15 protein-coding genes and 1 pseudogene are annotated in these 19,200 nt (G+C 70.2%); 9 read left to right on the forward strand and 7 right to left on the reverse strand.

Annotated features, from left to right (window positions below; all coding sequences use genetic code 11):
• Positions 1–127 precede the first annotated feature (127 nt).
• Positions 128–631: a hypothetical protein gene (locus tag AC1DZA_RS07960; RefSeq protein WP_476772325.1), complete on the forward strand. Its 504-nt coding sequence runs from the start codon at positions 128–130 to the stop codon at positions 629–631.
• A 135-nt stretch (positions 632–766) separates the two neighbouring features.
• The gene (locus tag AC1DZA_RS07965; protein WP_476772326.1) at positions 767–1,675 is read left to right on the forward strand and encodes an alpha/beta fold hydrolase; all 909 of its coding nucleotides are present in this window, start codon (positions 767–769) and stop codon (positions 1,673–1,675) included.
• A 584-nt stretch (positions 1,676–2,259) separates the two neighbouring features.
• Here the strand turns inward: AC1DZA_RS07965 and AC1DZA_RS07970 are convergent.
• Genes AC1DZA_RS07970 through AC1DZA_RS07990 form a run of 5 tightly spaced genes read right to left on the reverse strand, consistent with a single transcriptional unit; the run spans position 2,260 to position 7,192 of the window.
• Positions 2,260–3,126: a MurR/RpiR family transcriptional regulator gene (locus tag AC1DZA_RS07970; RefSeq protein WP_476772327.1), complete on the reverse strand. Its 867-nt coding sequence runs from the start codon at positions 3,124–3,126 to the stop codon at positions 2,260–2,262.
• A 12-nt stretch (positions 3,127–3,138) separates the two neighbouring features.
• Entirely contained in the window at positions 3,139–4,389 is a 1,251-nt protein-coding gene (locus AC1DZA_RS07975; protein WP_476772328.1) for a M20/M25/M40 family metallo-hydrolase, read from the reverse strand.
• The gene (locus AC1DZA_RS07980) at positions 4,390–5,205 is read right to left on the reverse strand and encodes an amino acid ABC transporter ATP-binding protein (RefSeq protein WP_476772329.1); all 816 of its coding nucleotides are present in this window, start codon (positions 5,203–5,205) and stop codon (positions 4,390–4,392) included.
• Positions 5,202–6,188 (reverse strand): amino acid ABC transporter permease, encoded by a 987-nt coding sequence (locus AC1DZA_RS07985; RefSeq protein WP_476772330.1) that lies wholly within the window; start codon positions 6,186–6,188, stop codon positions 5,202–5,204. Before AC1DZA_RS07985 ends, AC1DZA_RS07980 begins: the two co-directional genes overlap by 4 nt.
• Positions 6,189–6,223: 35 nt before the next feature.
• Positions 6,224–7,192, reverse strand: a complete 969-nt coding sequence (locus AC1DZA_RS07990; RefSeq protein ID WP_476772331.1) for an ABC transporter substrate-binding protein — start codon at positions 7,190–7,192, stop codon at positions 6,224–6,226.
• 151 nt (positions 7,193–7,343) lie between these two features.
• Here AC1DZA_RS07990 and AC1DZA_RS07995 point away from each other — a divergent pair, with 151 nt between their 5' ends.
• A complete protein-coding gene (locus AC1DZA_RS07995) occupies positions 7,344–8,639 on the forward strand; it encodes a cyanophycinase (RefSeq protein ID WP_476772332.1) in 1,296 nt (431 codons plus the stop codon).
• 37 nt (positions 8,640–8,676) lie between these two features.
• Here AC1DZA_RS07995 and AC1DZA_RS08000 read toward each other — a convergent pair whose 3' ends face one another.
• Complete coding sequence (locus tag AC1DZA_RS08000; RefSeq protein ID WP_476772333.1) at positions 8,677–9,633, reverse strand: phytanoyl-CoA dioxygenase family protein; 957 nt, start codon at positions 9,631–9,633, stop codon at positions 8,677–8,679.
• 93 nt (positions 9,634–9,726) lie between these two features.
• On the opposite strand from AC1DZA_RS08000, the gene AC1DZA_RS08005 reads away from it, so the two are divergent.
• On the forward strand, positions 9,727–10,542 hold the full coding sequence (locus AC1DZA_RS08005) for a helix-turn-helix domain-containing protein (protein ID WP_476772334.1): 816 nt from the start codon (positions 9,727–9,729) through the stop codon (positions 10,540–10,542).
• A gap of 6 nt (positions 10,543–10,548) precedes the next feature.
• Here the strand turns inward: AC1DZA_RS08005 and AC1DZA_RS08010 are convergent, their stop codons facing one another.
• Positions 10,549–11,568 (reverse strand): LacI family DNA-binding transcriptional regulator, encoded by a 1,020-nt coding sequence (locus AC1DZA_RS08010; RefSeq protein WP_476772335.1) that lies wholly within the window; start codon positions 11,566–11,568, stop codon positions 10,549–10,551.
• Between the two features lie 144 nt (positions 11,569–11,712).
• Between AC1DZA_RS08010 and AC1DZA_RS08015 the strand changes: the two genes are divergently transcribed.
• From AC1DZA_RS08015 to AC1DZA_RS08035, 5 genes and pseudogenes are all read left to right on the forward strand, one after another.
• Entirely contained in the window at positions 11,713–13,767 is a 2,055-nt protein-coding gene (locus AC1DZA_RS08015) for a beta-galactosidase (protein WP_476772336.1), read from the forward strand.
• A pseudogene (locus AC1DZA_RS08020) lies at positions 13,764–14,711 on the forward strand (carbohydrate ABC transporter permease). The gene AC1DZA_RS08015 and the pseudogene AC1DZA_RS08020 overlap by 4 nt, the downstream one beginning before the upstream one ends.
• Positions 14,708–15,646, forward strand: coding sequence for a carbohydrate ABC transporter permease (locus AC1DZA_RS08025; RefSeq protein WP_476772337.1), 939 nt, complete (start codon positions 14,708–14,710; stop codon positions 15,644–15,646). Before AC1DZA_RS08020 ends, AC1DZA_RS08025 begins: the two are co-directional and overlap by 4 nt.
• A 78-nt stretch (positions 15,647–15,724) precedes the next feature.
• Positions 15,725–17,047 (forward strand): ABC transporter substrate-binding protein, encoded by a 1,323-nt coding sequence (locus AC1DZA_RS08030; RefSeq protein WP_476772338.1) that lies wholly within the window; start codon positions 15,725–15,727, stop codon positions 17,045–17,047.
• Between the two features lie 9 nt (positions 17,048–17,056).
• A complete protein-coding gene (locus AC1DZA_RS08035) occupies positions 17,057–19,186 on the forward strand; it encodes an alpha-galactosidase (RefSeq protein ID WP_476772339.1) in 2,130 nt (709 codons plus the stop codon).
• Positions 19,187–19,200: the final 14 nt, after the last annotated feature.

The raw sequence follows: 19,200 nt of genomic DNA on the forward strand, positions 1-19,200 counted from the left end.
GAACGAGAACGCCACGTCTGCAAGGGGTCGGAGATCGAACGCCCGCAGACGGATCGGCTTGCGGGCGTCCGGTGGGCGATCCACTTGCGGCACGATGTGATGCTTGACCAGTCGATAGCATCGCTTGATGCCACCGCGATCGCGATTGAGTCCTTTGAAAGCGACGATCCTGTTGGCTGTCGGAGTCGGCATGCTCGTCATCGCCGTCTGGGTCGCGACCCTTTTCATGCCCGACCCCCAGCCAGCGACGGTCGAAGCGGCGACTGCGAAAGTCACTGGCATTCTCGATCAAGTCGAACGCACATTGCCGGCGGGCAGCGTGCTCGATCGTGCAGAAGAGGTGACCCAGCAGGCGTGTCCAGCTGAGGAACGCGGCGACCAAGCGAAGATTCGGCGCGTCGTCTCTGTCGACCCCAAACTCGATCGGGTGAGCTGGGCGGCGAAACTCAGTGAGGCGTTTCATCAAACGGACGGCTGGGTAGTGCGAGTCAAGACACTCGATACCCGGGAGAACCTCGGTATCCGCATTGTCGGCCGGGACCTTATCGTGACCAACATCACCGCGAGCGGCCATGATGGGCAGGCACAGATCACCATGCGGTCCACGAGCGAGTGCAGCCAAGCGAACTGAGCCGAGCCACGATGTGTCGGGACGCCAACGAACTGGCCGACGACTGGCAGCAAAAGGGGATCGGCTTCCGGTCACAGGCCTGACGTTCGAAGCGTGGTTCTCGATACTCTGATGCGAGCTGCAAGGCTCGAATCGATGACCGATGAGGATCGCATGGGCAGTGTTCGACATACCGTGACCACGACCGACGGTCGCGAGCTCGAAGTGCTGACGGCCGGTGACCCGACCGGCTACCCATGGCTGTGGATCCCGGGAAGCCCGTCGGCGGTCGCCGACTACCCGCCACTGGACGACCTCGCGACGAAGCTCGACCTTCGGCTGGTGACATGGTCCCGGCCAGGGTACGGCGGCTCCTCGCCTCGACCGGTGCAGGATCAGTGGCCTCGCATCGTGGACGACGTTCCGGACATCGTCGCCATTGCGGACGAGTTGCGGATCGACGAGTTCGTCGTCGTTGGTTGGTCCGGCGGTGGGCCGCGCGCCCTGGCATGCGCGGCCATGCTGCCGACGAGATGCCGAGCCGCGGCGACGCTCGCCAGTCTTGCCCCGCACGACGCCGTGGGCCTGGACTGGATGGCCGGAATGGGACCGGGCAACGTCCTCGAGTTCACCGCGGCACTGGAGGGACCGGAAGCTTACGGCGCGTTCCAGGAAACGTATTTCCTGCCGATGACCTCCGCCGGAGTGGGCGATGTCGCCGCTGGCTTGGCTGCCTTGCTGACCCCGTCTGATGACCCCGCGTTCACGCGGGGCCTGGCCCAATGGTTGACCGAAATGATGCACCGCGCCGGCGCGCAAGGCGTCGTCGGCGCCCGCGACGACGGGTTGGCCCTGGTGGCCCCGTGGGGATTCGACCTGGACAGCATCGATGTGCCCGTTGCCATCTGGGCGGGTGGCAAGGACGCGACGGTCCCCTTCGCCCACGGTGAATGGCTGGCATCGAACGTTCCCGGCGCGGTCCCCCATCTCCTCTACGACGCGGGCCACATCACCCTCGTCAACGACCTCGAACAGGTCTTGCGAGAGCTGCTTCAACTCAAGTAGGGCAAGCCGACCAGGACGACCTCGTCCGATCGCCGGTTCGCCCAAAGGTTGCAAGCTCGAGCGCAACCGCCGGCTGACTCGCCGCTCAACTCCGGAGAGCCACCGCCCGATGATCGGTTCTCCACCGCCTCACGCGCTCCAGGCGAGCTCCCCGGGAACAACCTGCCAGCGGATATTCCCGGGTGGCCCGCCCGGGAGTAGCGCCCGATCAAGGCAGGCCATACGCTTTCGAGCTCGAACAAGCATTCACGCTCCCGAGACCGAGCGGAGAATGGGCCGAGCGACCCCACCACCTTTGCCAAGCCGGAACTGCGACGCCAACGGGCGGCCTCACCGTCACATCCCAAACCAGACGAACCCGCCCGTGCACATTCCGTTCGGGAGAGGCCGCGATACGGGACAAGAATTCTCGATGAGGCAGGATTTCAGAGTAGGGCGGTCGGGGCTTGACGGCGTCAGGGCTTCCTTGGCTGGCAGGTGTACTCAGTCCTTCAGCCGTGTGCAATCAGCTCGGGTCCCTCGGGCAATCTCGGGTCAGGAGTGTTGGTTGAATGTGCATGAGCGCATTCGCCGCAACCCGTGCCTCACACCAACCCGAGTGCGTGTGCGTCGCGTTCGGTGTGGCGCATCCGTTCGGTCGCCGACTCGCCGAGCCGCTCGAAGCACGAGGCGATCACCGCTTCGACGAGGGCCATCGCCGGCGTCATCGCATCGAATGGCGACGACGAGTCCGTGGCGCTCGGGAGCACCACCGTCGCCACGGAGGCGATCGGTGACATCCAGGTGTCGGTGAAGAGCACCACCCGCGTCCGCTTCGCGGCGGCGAACTCGGCCAGCGCCCGGGTCGGCTCCTCGTAGCGACGGAAGTCGAAGAGCACGAGCACGTCGCGACGGGTCAGGGTGCCCATCTCCGCCGCCCGGCTGCTCGTCTCGTCGGGGAGCATCGCGGCGCCGGGGCGCATCGAGCGCAGGTGCAGCTCGAGGAACCGCGCGAGGAGCTGGCTGTAGCGGCCGCCGGCGAGCCGGATCTGCGCTCGCGGATCTGCGAGCGCCTCCGCGCACGCCTGGATGTCGTGGGGCGGCACCGTGGCGAACGTGCGCTCCACGGAAGACACGGCGATGGCGGCGGGATCCGCCGGCTCCGCCGGCGAGGGGTGCTCGACCCCGCGGTCGTAGATCGCGAGCGGTGAGGCCGAACGCTGGTCGAGGTCGTCCCTGAGCGCCTGCTGGAACTCGGGGAATCCGCGGTAGCCGAGCCTCGTCGCGAATCGCACCACGGTGGGCCCGCTCACCCCGGCCCGGGAGGCCAGCCGCGCCACCGTCTCGAACCCAGCGGAGGGGTAGCCGTTGAGAAGCGCCCGACCGACCTTCCGCTCGGCGGGCGAGAGCTCGCCCATGCGCGAACGGATCGCCTCGGCCACGGACGTGACCGGCGCCGGTTCACTCGCCATCGTCGGCTCCCCTCACGAGATCACGTCACAGCGTAGTGGCGGGCGGTGCGCGAGGTCGGCGATGAGCGCGGCGAGGAGCGCGACCCGCTCGGGCACGCTGTCGAGGTCGAGCCATTCCGTCGCGGCGTGGTCGTCGCCGCCGATCGGCCCGAGCCCGTCGAGGGTCGGCACGCCCACGGCAGCCACGAAGTTGGCATCGGACGCGCCGCCGGTCGGACCGGCCTGCACGCGGAAGCCCAGCCGCTCCGCGACATCGGCAGCCGCGGCGACGACCGGGGCGGTCGATGCGGCCTCCAGGGGCGGGCAGACGTCCTGTCGGACGGCGCGGACGCTGGTGCCCGCCACCTTGACGGCCGACGCCCGCTCGTCGATGGCGTCGAGCACCGCCTCGAGGTCGTCGAGGGTTCGCGCGCGGACCTCGACGAGGAGCTCGGCCGCGTCGGGGACGATGTTCGGGCGGCTCCCGGCCGAGACGTTGCCGACGTTCACCGTGACGCCGGGGCGGCTCGCGTTGAGGGCGAGCAGGTCGAGCACGAGGTGTGCGGCCTCCGCCGCTGCGTTCGCGCCGCGCTCGGGCTCGATGCCGGAGTGCGCCGCTCGGCCCCTGACCTCCAGGCGCACGTCGGCGATGCCCTTCCTCGCCGACACGAGGTCGCCGTTCTCCCTCGCGCACTCGAGTGACAGCGCGACATCCGCCTCGCCGGCCAACGCCGCGAGCTGCGCTCGGCTCGCGGGCGATCCGACCTCCTCATCGGGGGTGAGCGCGATGATGAGCTCGCCGTAGCCGCGCCACCCGCAGGCGTCGAGGGCTCGGGCGGCGGCGAGGCCGGCCAGGAGCCCGCCCTTGTCGTCGCTGACTCCCGGTCCGTAGGCCCGCCCGGCCGACTCCCGATACGGCCGACGTGCCGCCTCGCCGACGGCGAAGACCGTGTCCATGTGCCCGAAGAGGAGCACCGTGGCCGTGCCGGTCCCACGCCGACGGGCCACGACGACGTCGCCGCGGCGGACACCGCCGACGGGGTCGGTGGCCGTGCGGGAGACGGCGAGCCCGTCGGCGGCCAGGCGGCTCGCGCACCAGTCGGCGACGCGATTCACGCCGTCGACGTCGGCGCTGCCGGAGTCGATCGAGACGAGTTCGGCGAGGTCGGTGCGGTAGCCGGCGACCGCTCCCTCGACGGCGGCACGAAGGGACGCGACCCAGGTCGGCGATTCGGACGGGAGGGCGGTGCGAAGCCCGACCGGTCCCGAGAGATCGAGCGGCACTCAGAGCACCTTCGATAGGAATGACCGGGTGCGCTCCTCGGCCGGCTCGACGAGCACCTGCCGCGGATCGCCCTGCTCGACGACCACCCCGCCGTCCATGAAGACCGCCACGTCGGCGACCTCCCGGGCGAACCCGATCTCGTGGGTCACCACGATCATGGTCATGCCCCGCTCCGCGAGCCCGCGCATGACGTCGAGCACGTCGCCGACGAGCTCGGGGTCCAGCGCAGACGTCGGCTCGTCGAACAGCATGACCTGGGGGTCCATGGCGAGCGCTCGCGCGATGGCCACCCGCTGCTGCTGGCCGCCCGAGAGCTGCGCCGGATACGTTCCGGCCTTGTCGCCGAGCCCGACCTGTTCGAGCAGGCGAACGCCGTCTTCACGCGACTGGGCCCTCGAACGCCCCAGCACCTGGGTCGGTGCCTCCATCACGTTCTCGAGGGCGGTCATGTGGGGGAACAGGTTGAACCGCTGGAACACCATGCCGACCTTGCGGCGCTGGGTGGCGACCTCCTTCTCGCGCAGCTCGAAGAGTCGGCCGTCCTTCTCCCGGTAGCCGACCGTCTCACCGGCGACGCGGATCACGCCTGCGTCGATCTGCTCCAGGTGGTTGATGCAGCGCAGGAACGTGGACTTCCCCGAGCCCGAGGGGCCGAGCAGGCACACGACCTGGCCGCGCTCGACCGACATCGTGATGCCCTGCAGCACCTCGAGGCTGCCGAAGCGCTTGTGCACCTCGACGGCCTCGACCATGGGGCCGGCGGTGAGATCGGCGGCGTCGGCAGGAGGTGCGGCGTGTGGGGCGGCGGCGGTCATGAGGCGGACTCCTTCTTCGAGGCGCGCGCGGGCAGGGTGAGGCTCTGGGTGAACGTGGAGACCCGTGACCCCAGCGTGGGGCGCACGCCGGTGAAGCCGCGGCCGTAGCGGCGCTCCAGCCACATCTGGGGAATCGAGAGGATCGAGGTGAGCGCCAGGTACCAGATCGCGGCGACGATGAGCAGCGGGATGATCTTGTAGTTCTGGGTGTACGCCTCGCGGATGTTCGACATCAGGTCGTCACCGGCGACGATGGCGACGAGCGAGGTGCTCTTGAGCATCGTGATCGTCTCGTTGCCCATGGGCGGGATGATCACGCGCATCGCCTGCGGGAGCACGATCCGCCGCAGGGTCTTCAACGGGGACATGCCCAGCGAGTGGGCGGCTTCCGTCTGGCCGGGATCCACGGACTGGATCCCCGCGCGCACGATCTCCGCGGCGTAGGCCATCTCGTTGAGCCCGAGCGCGAGCAGCGCGGCCACGGTGGCCGGAATGAGGTCGCTCGTCGTGAACGACCAGAACTCCACCGAGGTCAACGGCACGCCGATGACGACCTTCGGGATGAAGGCGCCGATGAAGCCCCAGAAGATGAGCTGGAGCAGCAGCGGTGTGCCGCGGAAGACCCAGATGAAGAGGGCGGCGGCGATCGAGAGCACCGGGTTCGGCGAGAGGCGCATGACGGCGACCACGATGCCGCCGATGACGCCCACCACCATGGATGCCGCGGTGAGCCAGAGGGTGATGACGACGCCGCTGAGCGTGAGGGGCTTGAAGAGGTACTCCCCCACCGTCGGGAGGTCGAGGTTCGGGTTCTGGAGGATCGACGACAGGGTCGCGATGCCGATCACGAGGACGAGCACTGCGGCGATCCAGCGGCCCGGATGCCGGACGGGCACGGCCTCCACGGGGCGGGGGCGGGCGGCGCCCGAGGAGCCGCGCGGTCCCTCGGGCGCCGTCAGGGCTGACGGCTTCGTTGCGGTCATGGGTGGTGCTTTCGGTTCGGTCGCGACCGGGATGGTCACGAGGAGGCGGCGCCGTTGATGGTGGCTTCGTCGATGCCGATGCCGGTGACGCCGTACTGGTCGAGGATGGCCTCGTAGGTGCCGTCGTCCATGAGCGACTGGAGCGCGGCCTGGATCGCCTCGGCGAACGCCGAGTCGTCCTTGAGCACGCCGATGCCGTTCAGCGTGGCGTCGTAGCCGTTCGGGGCCTCGGGGTCCTCGACGACCTCGAACGTCTTGCCGTCGTTGGTCGTCTTCGCCACGTATCCGGCGCTCGGCTTGGTGAGCAGCGAGGCGATCGCCTTGCCGCTCGTGATGGCGAGCTGGGCGTCCGCGTCGGACGGGAACTCCGACAGCGCGATGGGCTCCAGTCCGTTCGCCTCGCATTCGCCCTGCCAGACGTCGTTGACCAGGTCGACCTGGCTCGTCGCCGCCTGCACGGCGACGTCGGCACCGCAGAGGTCGAGGAAGCCCTCGATGCCCTCAGGGTTGCCGGCCGCGGTGAGGATGCCGGTGCCCGACGCGGAGTAGTCGACGAAGGTGAGCACCTCCATCCGCTCGACGCTCGAGGTCATGGCGGTGATGGTGGCGTCGAAGTTGCCGGCCTGGAGTGCCGGGATGATGCCGTCGAACGCCTGCTGCTCGAACTCGAAGTCGACGCCGAGCTTGGCGCCGATCGCGCGGCCGAGGTCGACGTCGACCCCGGTCAGCTCATCGGACCCCTCCTCGGTGAACATCTCGAAGGGCGCGTACGGGGCGTCGGTCGCCACCTTGACCGAGCCGGCGTCCGCGATCTCGGGCGGCAGCAGTGCCGCGGCGTCGTCGTCGACGGTGATCTCGATGCCGGCGATCTTCACCGGCTCGGATGCCGCGGGCTCACCCTCGGCGGGTGCGGCGGTGCATCCCGTGGCGAGCAGCGCCGTTGCGGAGACCAGCGTGAGAGCCGCGGTGAGGCGACCTGCGGAGGGAAGTGGGGAACGCGACATGACATGCCCTTCGTGCGGTTCGTGGAGGTGGGGTGTGCTTGCGGTCGAGTATGTAACATCCGTTACAGAAATGCTAGTGATTTCCGTTTCTGTAATGTAGCGTCGCGGCCATCCCCGCATCCGGCGGGCACGAAGGAGTGACATGAATCGCATGCTTGCCCCCATTCTCGCCTCGACGTTGGCCGTCGGCCTCGTCGCCGTCGCGGTGCCGGCGCACGCCGCTCCCGGCGGACCGCGCGCACACGGCGCCGACCCGCGCGCGGGCTCGCTCGTGCTGATCGGCGGGAACCTCTCGGAGGACGAAGCCATCCTCTCCAAGATCGTGGAGCTCGCCGATCCCGACGGCACCGGGCCGGCCGCTGCCCGCATCGCGATCATCACGGCGGCGGCGGCGCCCGCGGAGAGCGCTGCTGAGGGATCCGATTCCGCCGAGAACAACGCCCAGGCCAACGGCCTCTACTACGCCGAGCTGTTCGGGCGGTATGGAGCCGAGACCTATGTGGTGCCCGTCGACGAGGCGGTGGACTTCGACGGAGACACCTACGTGCCGGGCAATGCCGACCGTGCCGACGTCGCCGACCAGGTCCGGCAGTCCACGGGCGTGTTCCTCGGCGGGGGCGACCAGATGCGGTACGTCCGCACCCTGCTCGACTGCTCGGGAGCACCGGTCGACGAGGCCTACGGCCGGTGTGCCGACACGCCCGTGCTCGGCGCCGTCCGGGATGTGCTGGGCGCCGACGGCGTCGTCGCCGGGGTCAGCGCCGGCCTGACGATCCAGCAGGGCGCCGACATGGTGACCGGCGGAGAGTCCTACCAGGCGTGGCGGGACGGCGGCTCGCCGGGGTACCTCGACGACCCGACGGCGCTCGCATCGCTGCCGTTCGGCGGCTTCGGCTTCTTCCAGGAGGCGCTGCTCGACAGCCACTTCGGCACGTGGGGCCGACAGGCCCGCATGATCCGGCTCGCGGACGACACGCACCATCGCCGGATCCTCGGCGTCGACGAGACGACCGCCCTCGCCTACGACCGCTCCACGCGCATCGGACAGGTGATCGGCGAGGCCGGCGCATCCGTGATCGACGTCGACCCCCGCGACGTGCGCGGACAGACCGCACGCGACGTGCGCTGGACCCGGCTCGTCGCAGGCGACGCGTTCGACTTCGCGCGCGGCACGGCCATCCCCGGCGCGGAGCGGATCACAGCGCCGGGAACCGGTGCCGGACCCGCGGAGGCCGCCGACGTCTGGGACTCGATCGACGGTCCGGGCAACTCGGGCTCCCTCAGCGACCTGGCCACCGCGCTCGTCGCCTCCTCGGCGACGACGGCCTGGGGCACGACCTTCGAGACCGCGCCGCAGTTCCGCACGACCCTCGCGCGTGACCGCGCGACGAGCTGGTGGTCGACCGGCGGGTTCGAGCAGCTGCGGGTCGATATCGGCGCTGAGTGAGCGCCCGCCGTTCGCCACGGCGACCCCGGGCGGATGCTCAGGTCGTCGCGGCGAACGGCACGCTCCCCGCGCTGCAGTAGGAGCCGGGGCTGTGCACGAGGTGCGCGATGCGGAGTTCCTCGTCGTGATCGTCGCCCACCACGGGCGCGAGCTCGGGGGCGACGTTCCACGTGAACTGCGGCGCATCGGGATTCGCTCGTTCGTGCTCCCCCAGCGCCACGGGCAGCAGCCGCAGTCGCCGGTCGACCCACTCGGCGTCCCACGGGCCCTCGTCCGCGATCTGCTCGGCGGCGCGGAACTCGTAGTAGATCGTGCGGCGCAGCCGGTTGCCGGTCACGGCCTCCGACCCGTGCACGACCATCACGTCGTGCACGAGGACATCGCCCGGTTCGAGCTCCACCTGGATCACGCCCGGCGCATCCCACCCGTACTCCTCCTGGAGCTGGCAGACGTCGACCGGGGCGAGGTGGGAGCCGGGCGCCACGCGCAGCGCGCCCTCGCCGGCACGGGACGCGTCGAGGTAGACGTCGACGTTGAAGATGCGGTGGGTGCGCGGGTGGACGGCGTCCTGATGCCAGTCGATCGCGGCGCCGTCGCCCTCGTCCTTGAAGACGAGCGATTCATAGGTGGGCACGAGATTCGGTCCGGCCAGGCTCTCGGCGATGCCGAGCACGGCCGGGCTCCCGAGCAGCTCCAGCGACGCAGCACGCCCCTTGCCGTGCAGGTAGTCGACGCGGAACATGCGGCGTTCCCCACCCCGCGTGGCCCATTGGTAGTCGGATGCCGCGGGGTCCTGCTCGTCGAGCGCGCGACCGTCGGCGATCCACCCGTCGGCCGCGGCTCGCAGGCGTTCGAGCAGCGGCGCGGGGATGCGGCCGCGCAGCACGAGGTATCCCCGCGCATCGAACTGCTCGATCTCCTCGGGAGTGAGGTGGTACGCGCGCGGCGCGACGAGTTCCGCCTGCGGCGGGCGGGCGTGGACGGTCTGGCTCATGAGCGGTCTCCTTCGTCAAAGTGAAGTGGTCGATAACGACGCTAGATCGGAGGATCACGCGGTTCTTCCGGTCTGACGTGCGAGAATTCCGGAATGCTCAGGTCTTCCTTCGGGCTCGCCTGCTGGCAGGGCGAGGCAGGTCCGATGACGGTGGCCCATCGCCACGACGACGTCGAGTTCAACCTCGCCACCGTGGACCTCGAGTACCTCGTCGACGGCCGGCCGTTCTCGATCCCGGCCGGGCGGCTCGCGGTGTTCTGGGCGGCGAGGCCGCATCAGCTCGTGAGCGCGACCGGCAGCCAGGTGGTCACCTGGCTCACGGTCCCGCTCGACCGCGTGCTGGGATGGGGGCTCTCGCGCCGCTTCGTCGAGCGGATGCTCGCCGGTGAGTTGGCGCTCCTCGACCACGACGGGGCGCTCGGCCTCGGCGACCGCGTCCCGGGGTGGCAGGCGGAACTGGCGGGCGACGACGACGAGCGCCGCACGGCCGCCCTCGAGATCGAGGCGTTCGCGCGGCGCGTGGCGCGAGCGGCGTCGGCGGATGCCGCTGCGAACGCCGCGGCATCCGGAACAGGCATCCGCCCCCAGGCCGCGGCGATGGCCGCGTGGATCTCGGAGCACGCGCACGAGGAGGTGCGCGTGGCGGAGGTCGCGCGCCAGGTGCACCTGCATCCGCAGTACGCGATGTCCGTCTTCCGCGACGCCCTCGGCATCACGATCGGCGAGTACCTCACGCAGTGCCGCATCGCCCGCGCACAGCACCTGCTGCTCGCGACGACGATGCCGGTGCCCGAGGTGGGATTCGCGTCGGGCTTCCGCTCGCAGAGCCAGTTCTACGCCCGCTTCCGCGAGCGATGCGGTGAGCCGCCGGCCGCGTATCGACGCCGATTGGGCAGCGCGGTCGACTGACCCGGGTCAGGCCGAATCCCGCCAGACGATCTCGGTGTCGAGCAGGAGGCCGCTCGTGTCGACGTCGCCGCGGAGGCGATCGAGCACGAGGGCGGCCGCGCGGCTGCCGAGCACGGCGGCGGGCTGCCGCACGGTCGAGAGCGCGGGCTGGGTGCGGGTGGCCCACGCGCTGTCGTCGAAGCCGACGACGCCCGTGTCCTCGGGCACGCTCCGCCCCGTCGAGCGCAGCGCCTCCATCGCGCCGGCCGCGACGGCGTCGGATGCCGCGAACACGCCGTCGATCGCCGGATCCCGTTCGAGGAGTGCGAGCATCGCGGCCCGCCCCTCGGAGTACGAGTAGAACGGGATCGGCTCCACGATCCGCTCGTCGAACCGGTCGCCGAGCGCGTCGGTGAACCCGGCGAGTCGGTCGGCCCCGGAGTCCCGGTCGAGGGCGGCCGCGATCATCCCGATGCGACGGCGGCCGGTGCCCATGAGCCGTTCGGTGATGGCGCGCGCCGCACCCCGGTTGTCGATCCCGATGTACGCACCCGAGACGAGCCCCGGCGGGTGCCCCACGTACACCGCGGGCAGGGCGAGCCGCTCCACGACCCGGGTGATCGGGTCGTTCTCACGAGCCGAGACGATGATCACGCCGTCGACGAAGCCGCCGCCGAGGTAGCGGGCGACGCGGTCGGTGTCGCGGTCGGAGTCGACGATCAGGCACACCATCTGGTGGTCCGCCTCGGAGAGCGTCGTGTTGGCGCCGAGCAGGATCGAGCCGATGTTGGGATCCTCGACGAACAGCGAGTGGGGTTCATGCACGATGAACCCGATGGCCTGCGTGCGCTGCATGACGAGGTTGCGGGCGGCCGTGTTCGGCGTGTATCCGACCTTGCGGATGGCCGCTTCGATGGCCTCTCGCGCGTGCGCGGAGACGTACCGCTCGCCGTTCACGTACCGGCTGACCGTGCCGCGCGAGACGCCGGCCTCCGTGGCGACGTCGTGCACGGTGGCGCGCCTCGGCGAGTGCGACGGGGTGGACACGAGACTCACTGTATCGCCCTCGAGGAGTTGACATCCGGGCGACACGATGCGAATGTGTGTACGTTCACAGACATTCGCCGGGGAGTTGTCGCCGTCGGATCTGTGCACGTTCACAGATGCACGAGCACGATCGACGGAGCGCACATGGACCACCTCGCCACGATGGCGCCGCAGCCCATCGCCGACGCCTCGCGTCCCCGCTTCCAGCACGAGGGCGTCGCCTTCGGCTGCGACTACAACCCCGAACAGTGGGATCCCTCGACCTGGCGCGAGGACGTCGCGCTCATGCAGGAGGCCGGCGTCGACCTCGTGGCCGTGAACATCTTCGGCTGGTCCCGCCTGCAGGGTCCCGACGGCTCGTTCGACTTCACCGACCTCGACATCGTGATCGAGCTCCTCCACGAGGCGGGCATCCGGGTGAACCTCGGCACCGGCACCGCATCGCCCCCGCCGTGGCTGACCGCGCGCCACCCCGAGATCCTCCCGGTGATGGCCGACGGCACCACGCGGCATCCGGGCGGCCGGCAGGCCTGGTGCCCCAGCTCCCCCGTCTTCCGGGCCTCCGCCCTCGCGCTGGTCGATGCGGTGGCCGAACGATACGGCGAGCACCCCGCCGTCGCGCTCTGGCACGTGTCGAACGAGCTCGGATGCCACAACGCCCTGTGCCACTGCGATGCGAGCACCCGCGCGTTCCGCGACTGGCTCGAGCGGCGTTACGGTACCATCGCCGAGCTCAACCGGGCCTGGGGCACGAGCTTCTGGAGCCAGCGCTACACCGACTGGAACGAGATCGCCACGCCGCGCCTCACGGTCTCGACGCGCAACCCCGGCCAGGTGCTCGACTTCCACCGGTTCTCCTCCGACGAGCTGCTCGGGTACTACCGCTCGGAGGCGGCGATCATCCGCAGCCGCAGCGAGCGGCCGATCACCACGAACTTCATGGTCACCGCGCACATCCGGAACCTCGACTACTGGACCTGGGCGCCCGAGATGGACGTGGTGGCGAACGACCACTACCTCGACCACCGCCTCGACGATCCCCGCGCCGAACTCGCCTTCGCCGCCGACCTCACCCGCGGGCTCGCCGGCGGCCAGCCGTGGCTCCTGATGGAGCACTCGACCGGATCGGTCAACTGGCAGCCCGTCAACGCCGCCAAGGAACCCGGGCAGATGCTGCGCGACTCCCTGACGCACGTCGCCCGCGGCGCCGACGCCGTCTGCTTCTTCCAGTGGCGTGCCTCCCTGCAGGGATCCGAGAAGTTCCACTCGGCGCTCCTGCCGCACGCCGGCACGGCGTCTGCGCTGTGGCGCGAGTCCGTCGAGCTCGGCACGATCGTCGGTCGACTCGACGAGGTCGCCGGTGCTCGCGTGGTCGCCGACGTCGCCCTGCTCTTCAGCTGGGAGTCGTGGTGGGCGAGCGACGCCGAGAACCGCCCGACCCACGAGATCGAGTACCTCGATCAGGTGCACGCCCTGTACGGCGCACTGCGCGACCTGGGCGTCACGGTCGACGTCGTGCCGCCCGGTGCCGACCTCACCGGGTACCGGCTCGTCGTCGTTCCCGGCCTCTACTCGGTGCGCGACGCCGAGGCCGCCACCCTCGACGACGCCGTCGCCGCAGGCGCCCACGTGCTCGTCACCTTCTACAGCGGCATCGTCGACGAATCCGACCGGGTCCGTCCCGGCGGCTACCCCGGCGTGTGGCGCGACCTGCTCGGCGTGCGGGTCGAGGAGTTCGCCCCGGTGCTGCCCGGCACGCCGCTGGGCCTGGAGTCCGGTGCCTCCGCGTCGCTCTGGAGCGAACGCATCGAGGCGACGGATGCCGCGGTCGTAGACCGGTTCGCCGACGGCCCCGCCGCCGGGCGACCCGCGATCACCCGCCGCGCCGCGGCATCCGGAACCGACGCCGGTGACGCCTGGTACCTCGGCACGCTGCTCGAGAAGAACGCCCTGCGCGACCTCGTCGGCCGCGTGCTCGAAGGTGCCGGCGTCGAGGCCGACCCCGCGGCATCCGCGTCGGTGGAGGTCGTGCGCCGGGTCGGCGCCGAGCGCTCGTACCGCTTCATCATCAACCACGGCACCGACGACATCGACGTCGTCGCCCGCGGAACGGAACTCGTGACCGGCGACGCCATCGCCGGATCGTGCGCCGTCCCCGCCGGAGCCGTGCGCGTCATCAGAGAGGAAGGAGCGGCATGACCGCCCCCGTCACCGCCACCGGCGCCGCCGCGGCCCCAAGGACCGAGGCCGGTCCCTCCCCCGCGCCGCGGGCGCGCCGACGCGTGCAGCACCCCGGAGCCATCGTCGCGTTCGTCGCCCCGTTCGGGCTTTTGTACCTGCTGTTCTACGTCGTGCCCATCGGGTACGCGATCTACCAGTCGCTGCTCGTCGTCGAGCGCGAAGGCACGTTCGGCGAGGCCACCGAGGTGTTCGGCGGGCTCACCCAGTACGCGCTCGTCTTCCAGAACGAGCCGTTCTGGACCTCCGTCGGCAGGGTCCTCGCGTTCGGCGTGGTGCAGGTGCCCATCATGCTCGGCCTCGCGCTCCTCTTCGCGCTGCTGCTCGACTCGCCGCTGCTGCGCGGCAAGAAGTTCTTCCGCCTCGCGTTCTTCGTGCCCTAGGCGGTGCCGGGCGTCATCGCCGCGATCATGTGGGGCTTCCTGTTCTCCCCGAACCTCTCCCCGTTCCAGGAGCTGACCCGCAACGTCGACTTCCTCGGCGCCGACCTGGTGCTGTGGTCGATCGCGAACGTCGTGACGTGGGTGTTCGTCGGCTACAACATGCTCATCATCTACTCGTCGCTGCTCGCGATCCCGGCCGAGATCTACGAGGCGGCGGTACTCGACGGCGCCGGCCAGGGGCGCATCGCCTGGTCGATCAAGATCCCGCTCGTGCGCCCCGCGCTGATCCTCACCGCCATCTTCTCGATCATCGGCACCCTCCAGCTGCTCGCCGAACCGCAGGTGTTCCGCTCGTTCAGCTCGGCGGTCACGAGCACGTACACGCCGAACATGACCATCTACGCGACGTCCTCGATCCCGAACGTCAACCTCGCGGCGGCCTTCTCGGTCGTGCTTGCGCTGGCCACGTTCATCCTCTCGTTCACGTTCCTGCGCATCACCCGGAAGAAGGCCGAAGCATGAGCGCCGCGATCGACACGGATGCCGCGCACGGCAGCATCGGCTCGGAAGCTCCCATCGGGCGCAGCGGCCGCGGTGCCGCCCCCGCAGGACGGGGGCCGCGGGAGCGGTTCGTGCCCCGCGCCGGAGCCATGCTCGTCATGGGCGTGTTCACGCTCTACTTCCTCATCCCCATCTGGTGGCTGCTCGTCGCGTCGACGAAGGACCGGGCCGACTTCCTCGGCACCAATCCCCTATGGTTCGCCGACTTCGCGTTCTTCGACAACGTGGCGGCGCTGTTCGCCTATCGCGACGGCGTCTACCTGAAGTGGATGCTCAACAGCGTGCTCTACGCCGGCCTCGGCGCGCTCGTGGCCACGTTGCTCGCCGCGATGTGCGGCTACGCCCTCGCGAAGTACCGGTTCCCGGGCCGCGAGACGATCTTCAACGTCGTGCTCGGCGGCGTGCTCGTGCCCGCCACCGCCCTCGCCCTCCCGCTCTTCCTGCTGTTCAGCCGAGTGGAGCTGACCAACACGTTCTGGGCGGTCTTCCTCCCGAGCGTCGTCAGCCCGTTCGGCGTCTACCTCACCCGGGTGTTCGCCGAGGCATCCGTGCCCGACGAACTGCTCGAGGCGAGCCGCCTCGACGGCGCCGGCGAGGTGCGCACCTTCTTCACGGTCTCCATCCGCCTGATGTTCCCGGCGCTCGTCACCGTGTACCTCTTCCAGTTCGTGGCGATCTGGAACAACTTCTTCCTGCCGCTCATCATGCTGCGCAGCGAGGAGCTGTTCCCGGTGACCTTCGGGCTCTACGCGTGGAACTCGTCGATCAACCAGTTCCCCGAGCTCCGCAGCTTCGTGCTCGTCGGAGCGCTCCTGTCGATCATCCCCCTGATCGTCACCTTCCTCCTGCTCCAGCGGTACTGGCGCACCGGCCTCGGCACGGGCGCCTTGAAGTAGGACCGCGTCCCGACAGCGGGACGCCACCCATCCAGCACCATCCCCACCCCGCACCACCACACCGAGAAAAGGAACACCATGCGTCACACGAAACGAGCGGTCGCCGCAGCCCTGCTCACCACCGTCGCGATCGCGATGGTCGGATGCTCCGCCGGAGGGAGCGGCAGCGACGCCGCCTCCTGCGAGCCGGCGGACGGCGACGTCAACCTCACCTTCACCTCCTGGATCCCCGGCATCGAGGACGCCGTGGCGATCTGGAACGCGGACAACCCCGACATCCAGGTCGAGGTGCAGACGGGCCCCTCCGGCAACGCCGGCACCTACCAGAACTTCTTCAACCAGCTCGAGGCCGGCAACGCACCCGACCTCGGCCAGATCGAATACGACGCCCTGCCGAACTTCCGCGTGCAGGACGGCCTCGAGAACCTCGCCGCGTGCGAGGACATCGTCGCCGCCGAGGACCAGTTCCTGCCGTGGACCTGGAGCCAGGCGAGCCTCGGCACCGACGACGAGCTCTACGGCGTGCCGCAGGATCAGGGCCCCATGGGTCTCTTCTACCGCAGCGACCTGTTCGAGCAGAACGGCATCGCCGTTCCCACCACGTGGGAGGAGTACAAGGCGGCGGCCGAGCAGATCCGCGCGCTCGGCGGATACATCACCAACTTCTCGCAGACCGACATCAACCAGTTCGCCGGATTCGTGTGGCAGGCAGGCGGGCAGTGGTTCCAGAACGACGGCGACGAGTGGACGGTCGACCTGACGAGCCAGGAGTCGACGAAGGTCGCCGAGTACTGGCAGGACCTCATGGCGAACGACCTCGTCTCGACCTACCCCGCTTGGACCGACGAGTGGAACAACGCGTACAACTCCGGTGAGGTCTGGACCTGGAACTCCGCCGTGTGGGGGGCCAACTCGATCCTGAGCGGCGCACCCGACACGGCCGGCAACTGGTCGGTCGCGCTCGCCCCGCAGTGGGAGGCCGGCGGCGAGACCGCGGGCAACTGGGGCGGTTCGTCGGTCGCGGTCTTCAAGGGCACCGAGCACCTCTACGAGGCCGCCAAGTTCGCGCTGTGGCTGAACACCTCTGAGGAGGCGCTCACCTCGCTGAACCAGACGGCCCAGATCTACCCGGCCACCACCGCCGGCCTCGAGCTTCCCGTGCTCAAGGAGGGCGTCGACTTCTACGGCGGCCAGAAGATCTACGATGTGTTCGCCGAGGCGGCCACGCAGGTGAGCCCCGACTTCACGTGGGGCCCCACCATGACGCAGACTTACGCCGACGTCTCCGACGGCTTCAAGGCCGCCGCGAGCGGTGACGGAACGCTCGTGGACGCACTCACCAAGGGGCAGGCCACGACCATCTCGACGCTCGAGGCCCAGTCCATCCCGGTCGCGGAGTAACCTCACCCCGTGATCCATCACCTCCGTGCCGCGGGCGTCAGCGTCGTCGTCGACGCCCGCGGCACGGGCGTGCCCGCCGTGCTGCACTGGGGTTCCGACCTCGGCGCGCTCGACGAGGCCGCCCTCAGTTCCCTCGCCGTCGCCACGGTGCCCTCGGTGGCGCCCTCCTCCATCGACGAGCCCCTCCGGCTGAGCCTGCTGCCCACCTTCGGCGAGGGCTGGAGCGGCCGCCCCGGACTCCAGGTGTTCCGGGATGCCGCAGGGGCCGACGGTCCCGCCGCCGCCCGCGCGCTCTCAGCGCCGCGGCTGGAGCTCGCCGGTGACGTGCGCCACGACCCCGAAGCGCCGTCGACGCTCACCTGGGAGCTCGTCGACGCCGCGGCATCCGTCGCCGTCGTCACCGAGCTCGAGCTCACCGGCAGCGGCGTCCTCCGGCTGCGGCACCGCGTCGAGAACCGCGGGCGGGGGCCGCTCGGCATCGGCCGCGCGGCCGTCATCCTGCCGGTGCCGGCGCGCGCCACCGAGCTCCTCGACTTCAGCGGCCTGTGGAGCCGCGAACGCCGGCCGATCCGCCGTACCCTCGAACACGGCGTCCACAGCCGCGAGGGGCGCCATGGCCGAGGCGGCCACGACGACGCGTTCCTCCTGGCCGCCGGCACCACCGGGTTCGGATTCCGCAGCGGCGAGGTGTGGGCGACCCACGTCGCCTGGAGCGGTGACACCGATGCCTGGGCCGAGCGGTCGGCCCTCGGACCTGCAACGCTCGGCGGGGGCGAGCTCCTCACGCCCGGCGAGGTTACTGTGCCCGCTGGGGGCGCGTACACCTCGCCGTGGGTCGTCGCCGTGTACTCGAACGCCGGGCTCGACGGCATCTCCGATCGGCTGCATCCGTGGATCAGGTCGTGGTCGACGGTCCGACGGGACCGGCCGCTCGTGCTGAACACCTGGGAGGCCGTGTACTTCGACCAGTCCCTCGACCGACTGGAACCGCTCATCGACGCCGCGGCCCGCGTGGGCGTCGAGCGGTTCGTGCTCGACGACGGCTGGTTCCACGGACGGCACGACGATCGGCGCGCGCTCGGCGACTGGACCGTGGATTCCGGCAACTGGCCCGAAGGCCTCGGTCCTCTCATCGCCCGCGTGCAGGAAGCGGGCATGGAGTTCGGCCTCTGGGTCGAGCCCGAGATGGTGAACCTCGACTCCGACCTTGCACGGGCACATCCCGAGTGGGTGCTCGGCCGGCCGGGCGATTTCGCCTGGCGTCACCAGCACGTGCTCGACCTCACCGCGCCCGGCGCTGCCGACCATATCTTCGCGCGCCTCGACGACCTGCTCGCGAACAACGACATCGCCTACCTGAAGTGGGACCACAACCGCGACCTGCTCGGCGGGTCGGCGCACGCGCAGACCCTCGCGACCTACGCGCTCATCGACCGCCTTCGCACCGCGCATCCCGGCGTCGAGATCGAGTCGTGCGCCTCGGGCGGCGCGCGCATCGACCTCGGCATCCTCGAGCGCACCGAACGGGTGTGGCCGAGCGACACCAACGATCCGCTCGAGCGGCAGGGCATCCACCGGTACACGAGCCTCCTCGTGCCGCCCGAGTACCTCGGCGCCCACCTGGGAGCCGCACGAGCGCACACCACTGGGCGGCGGTCAGAGCTCTCCTTCCGGTTCGCGACCGCGCTCTTCGGCAGCGCCGGCATCGAATGGAACCTCGCCGACGCGAGCGACGCCGAGCTCGACCACATCGCGGCGTGGGCGGGCGAGTATCGCCGTCTCCGTCCCCTCCTGCACAGCGGCCGCGTCGTGAGGGCCGACCAAGACGACCCGGCCCAAGTGGTGCACGGCGTCGTCTCGGTCGACCGAACGCACGCGATCTTCTCGGTGGCGATGCTCGGCACCGCACGCGCGGCCCTGCCCCCGGCGATCCGGATGCCGGGACTCGACGCCGACCGCACCTACCTGGTGCGTCGCCTCGAGCTCGGCCCGGCGCCGCGCACGGTGCAGGACGCCGCTCCCCCGTGGTTCGAGGCGGGAACGATCGAGCTCACCGGGCGAGTGTTGGCCGAGGTCGGCGTGGCCGTGCCGCTGCTCGCACCCGAGAACGCCGTGCTCGTCGAGCTCTCGGCGGTATGAGGGCAGACGCAAAA

Source organism: Agromyces sp. P2_B3, assembly GCF_056404815.1.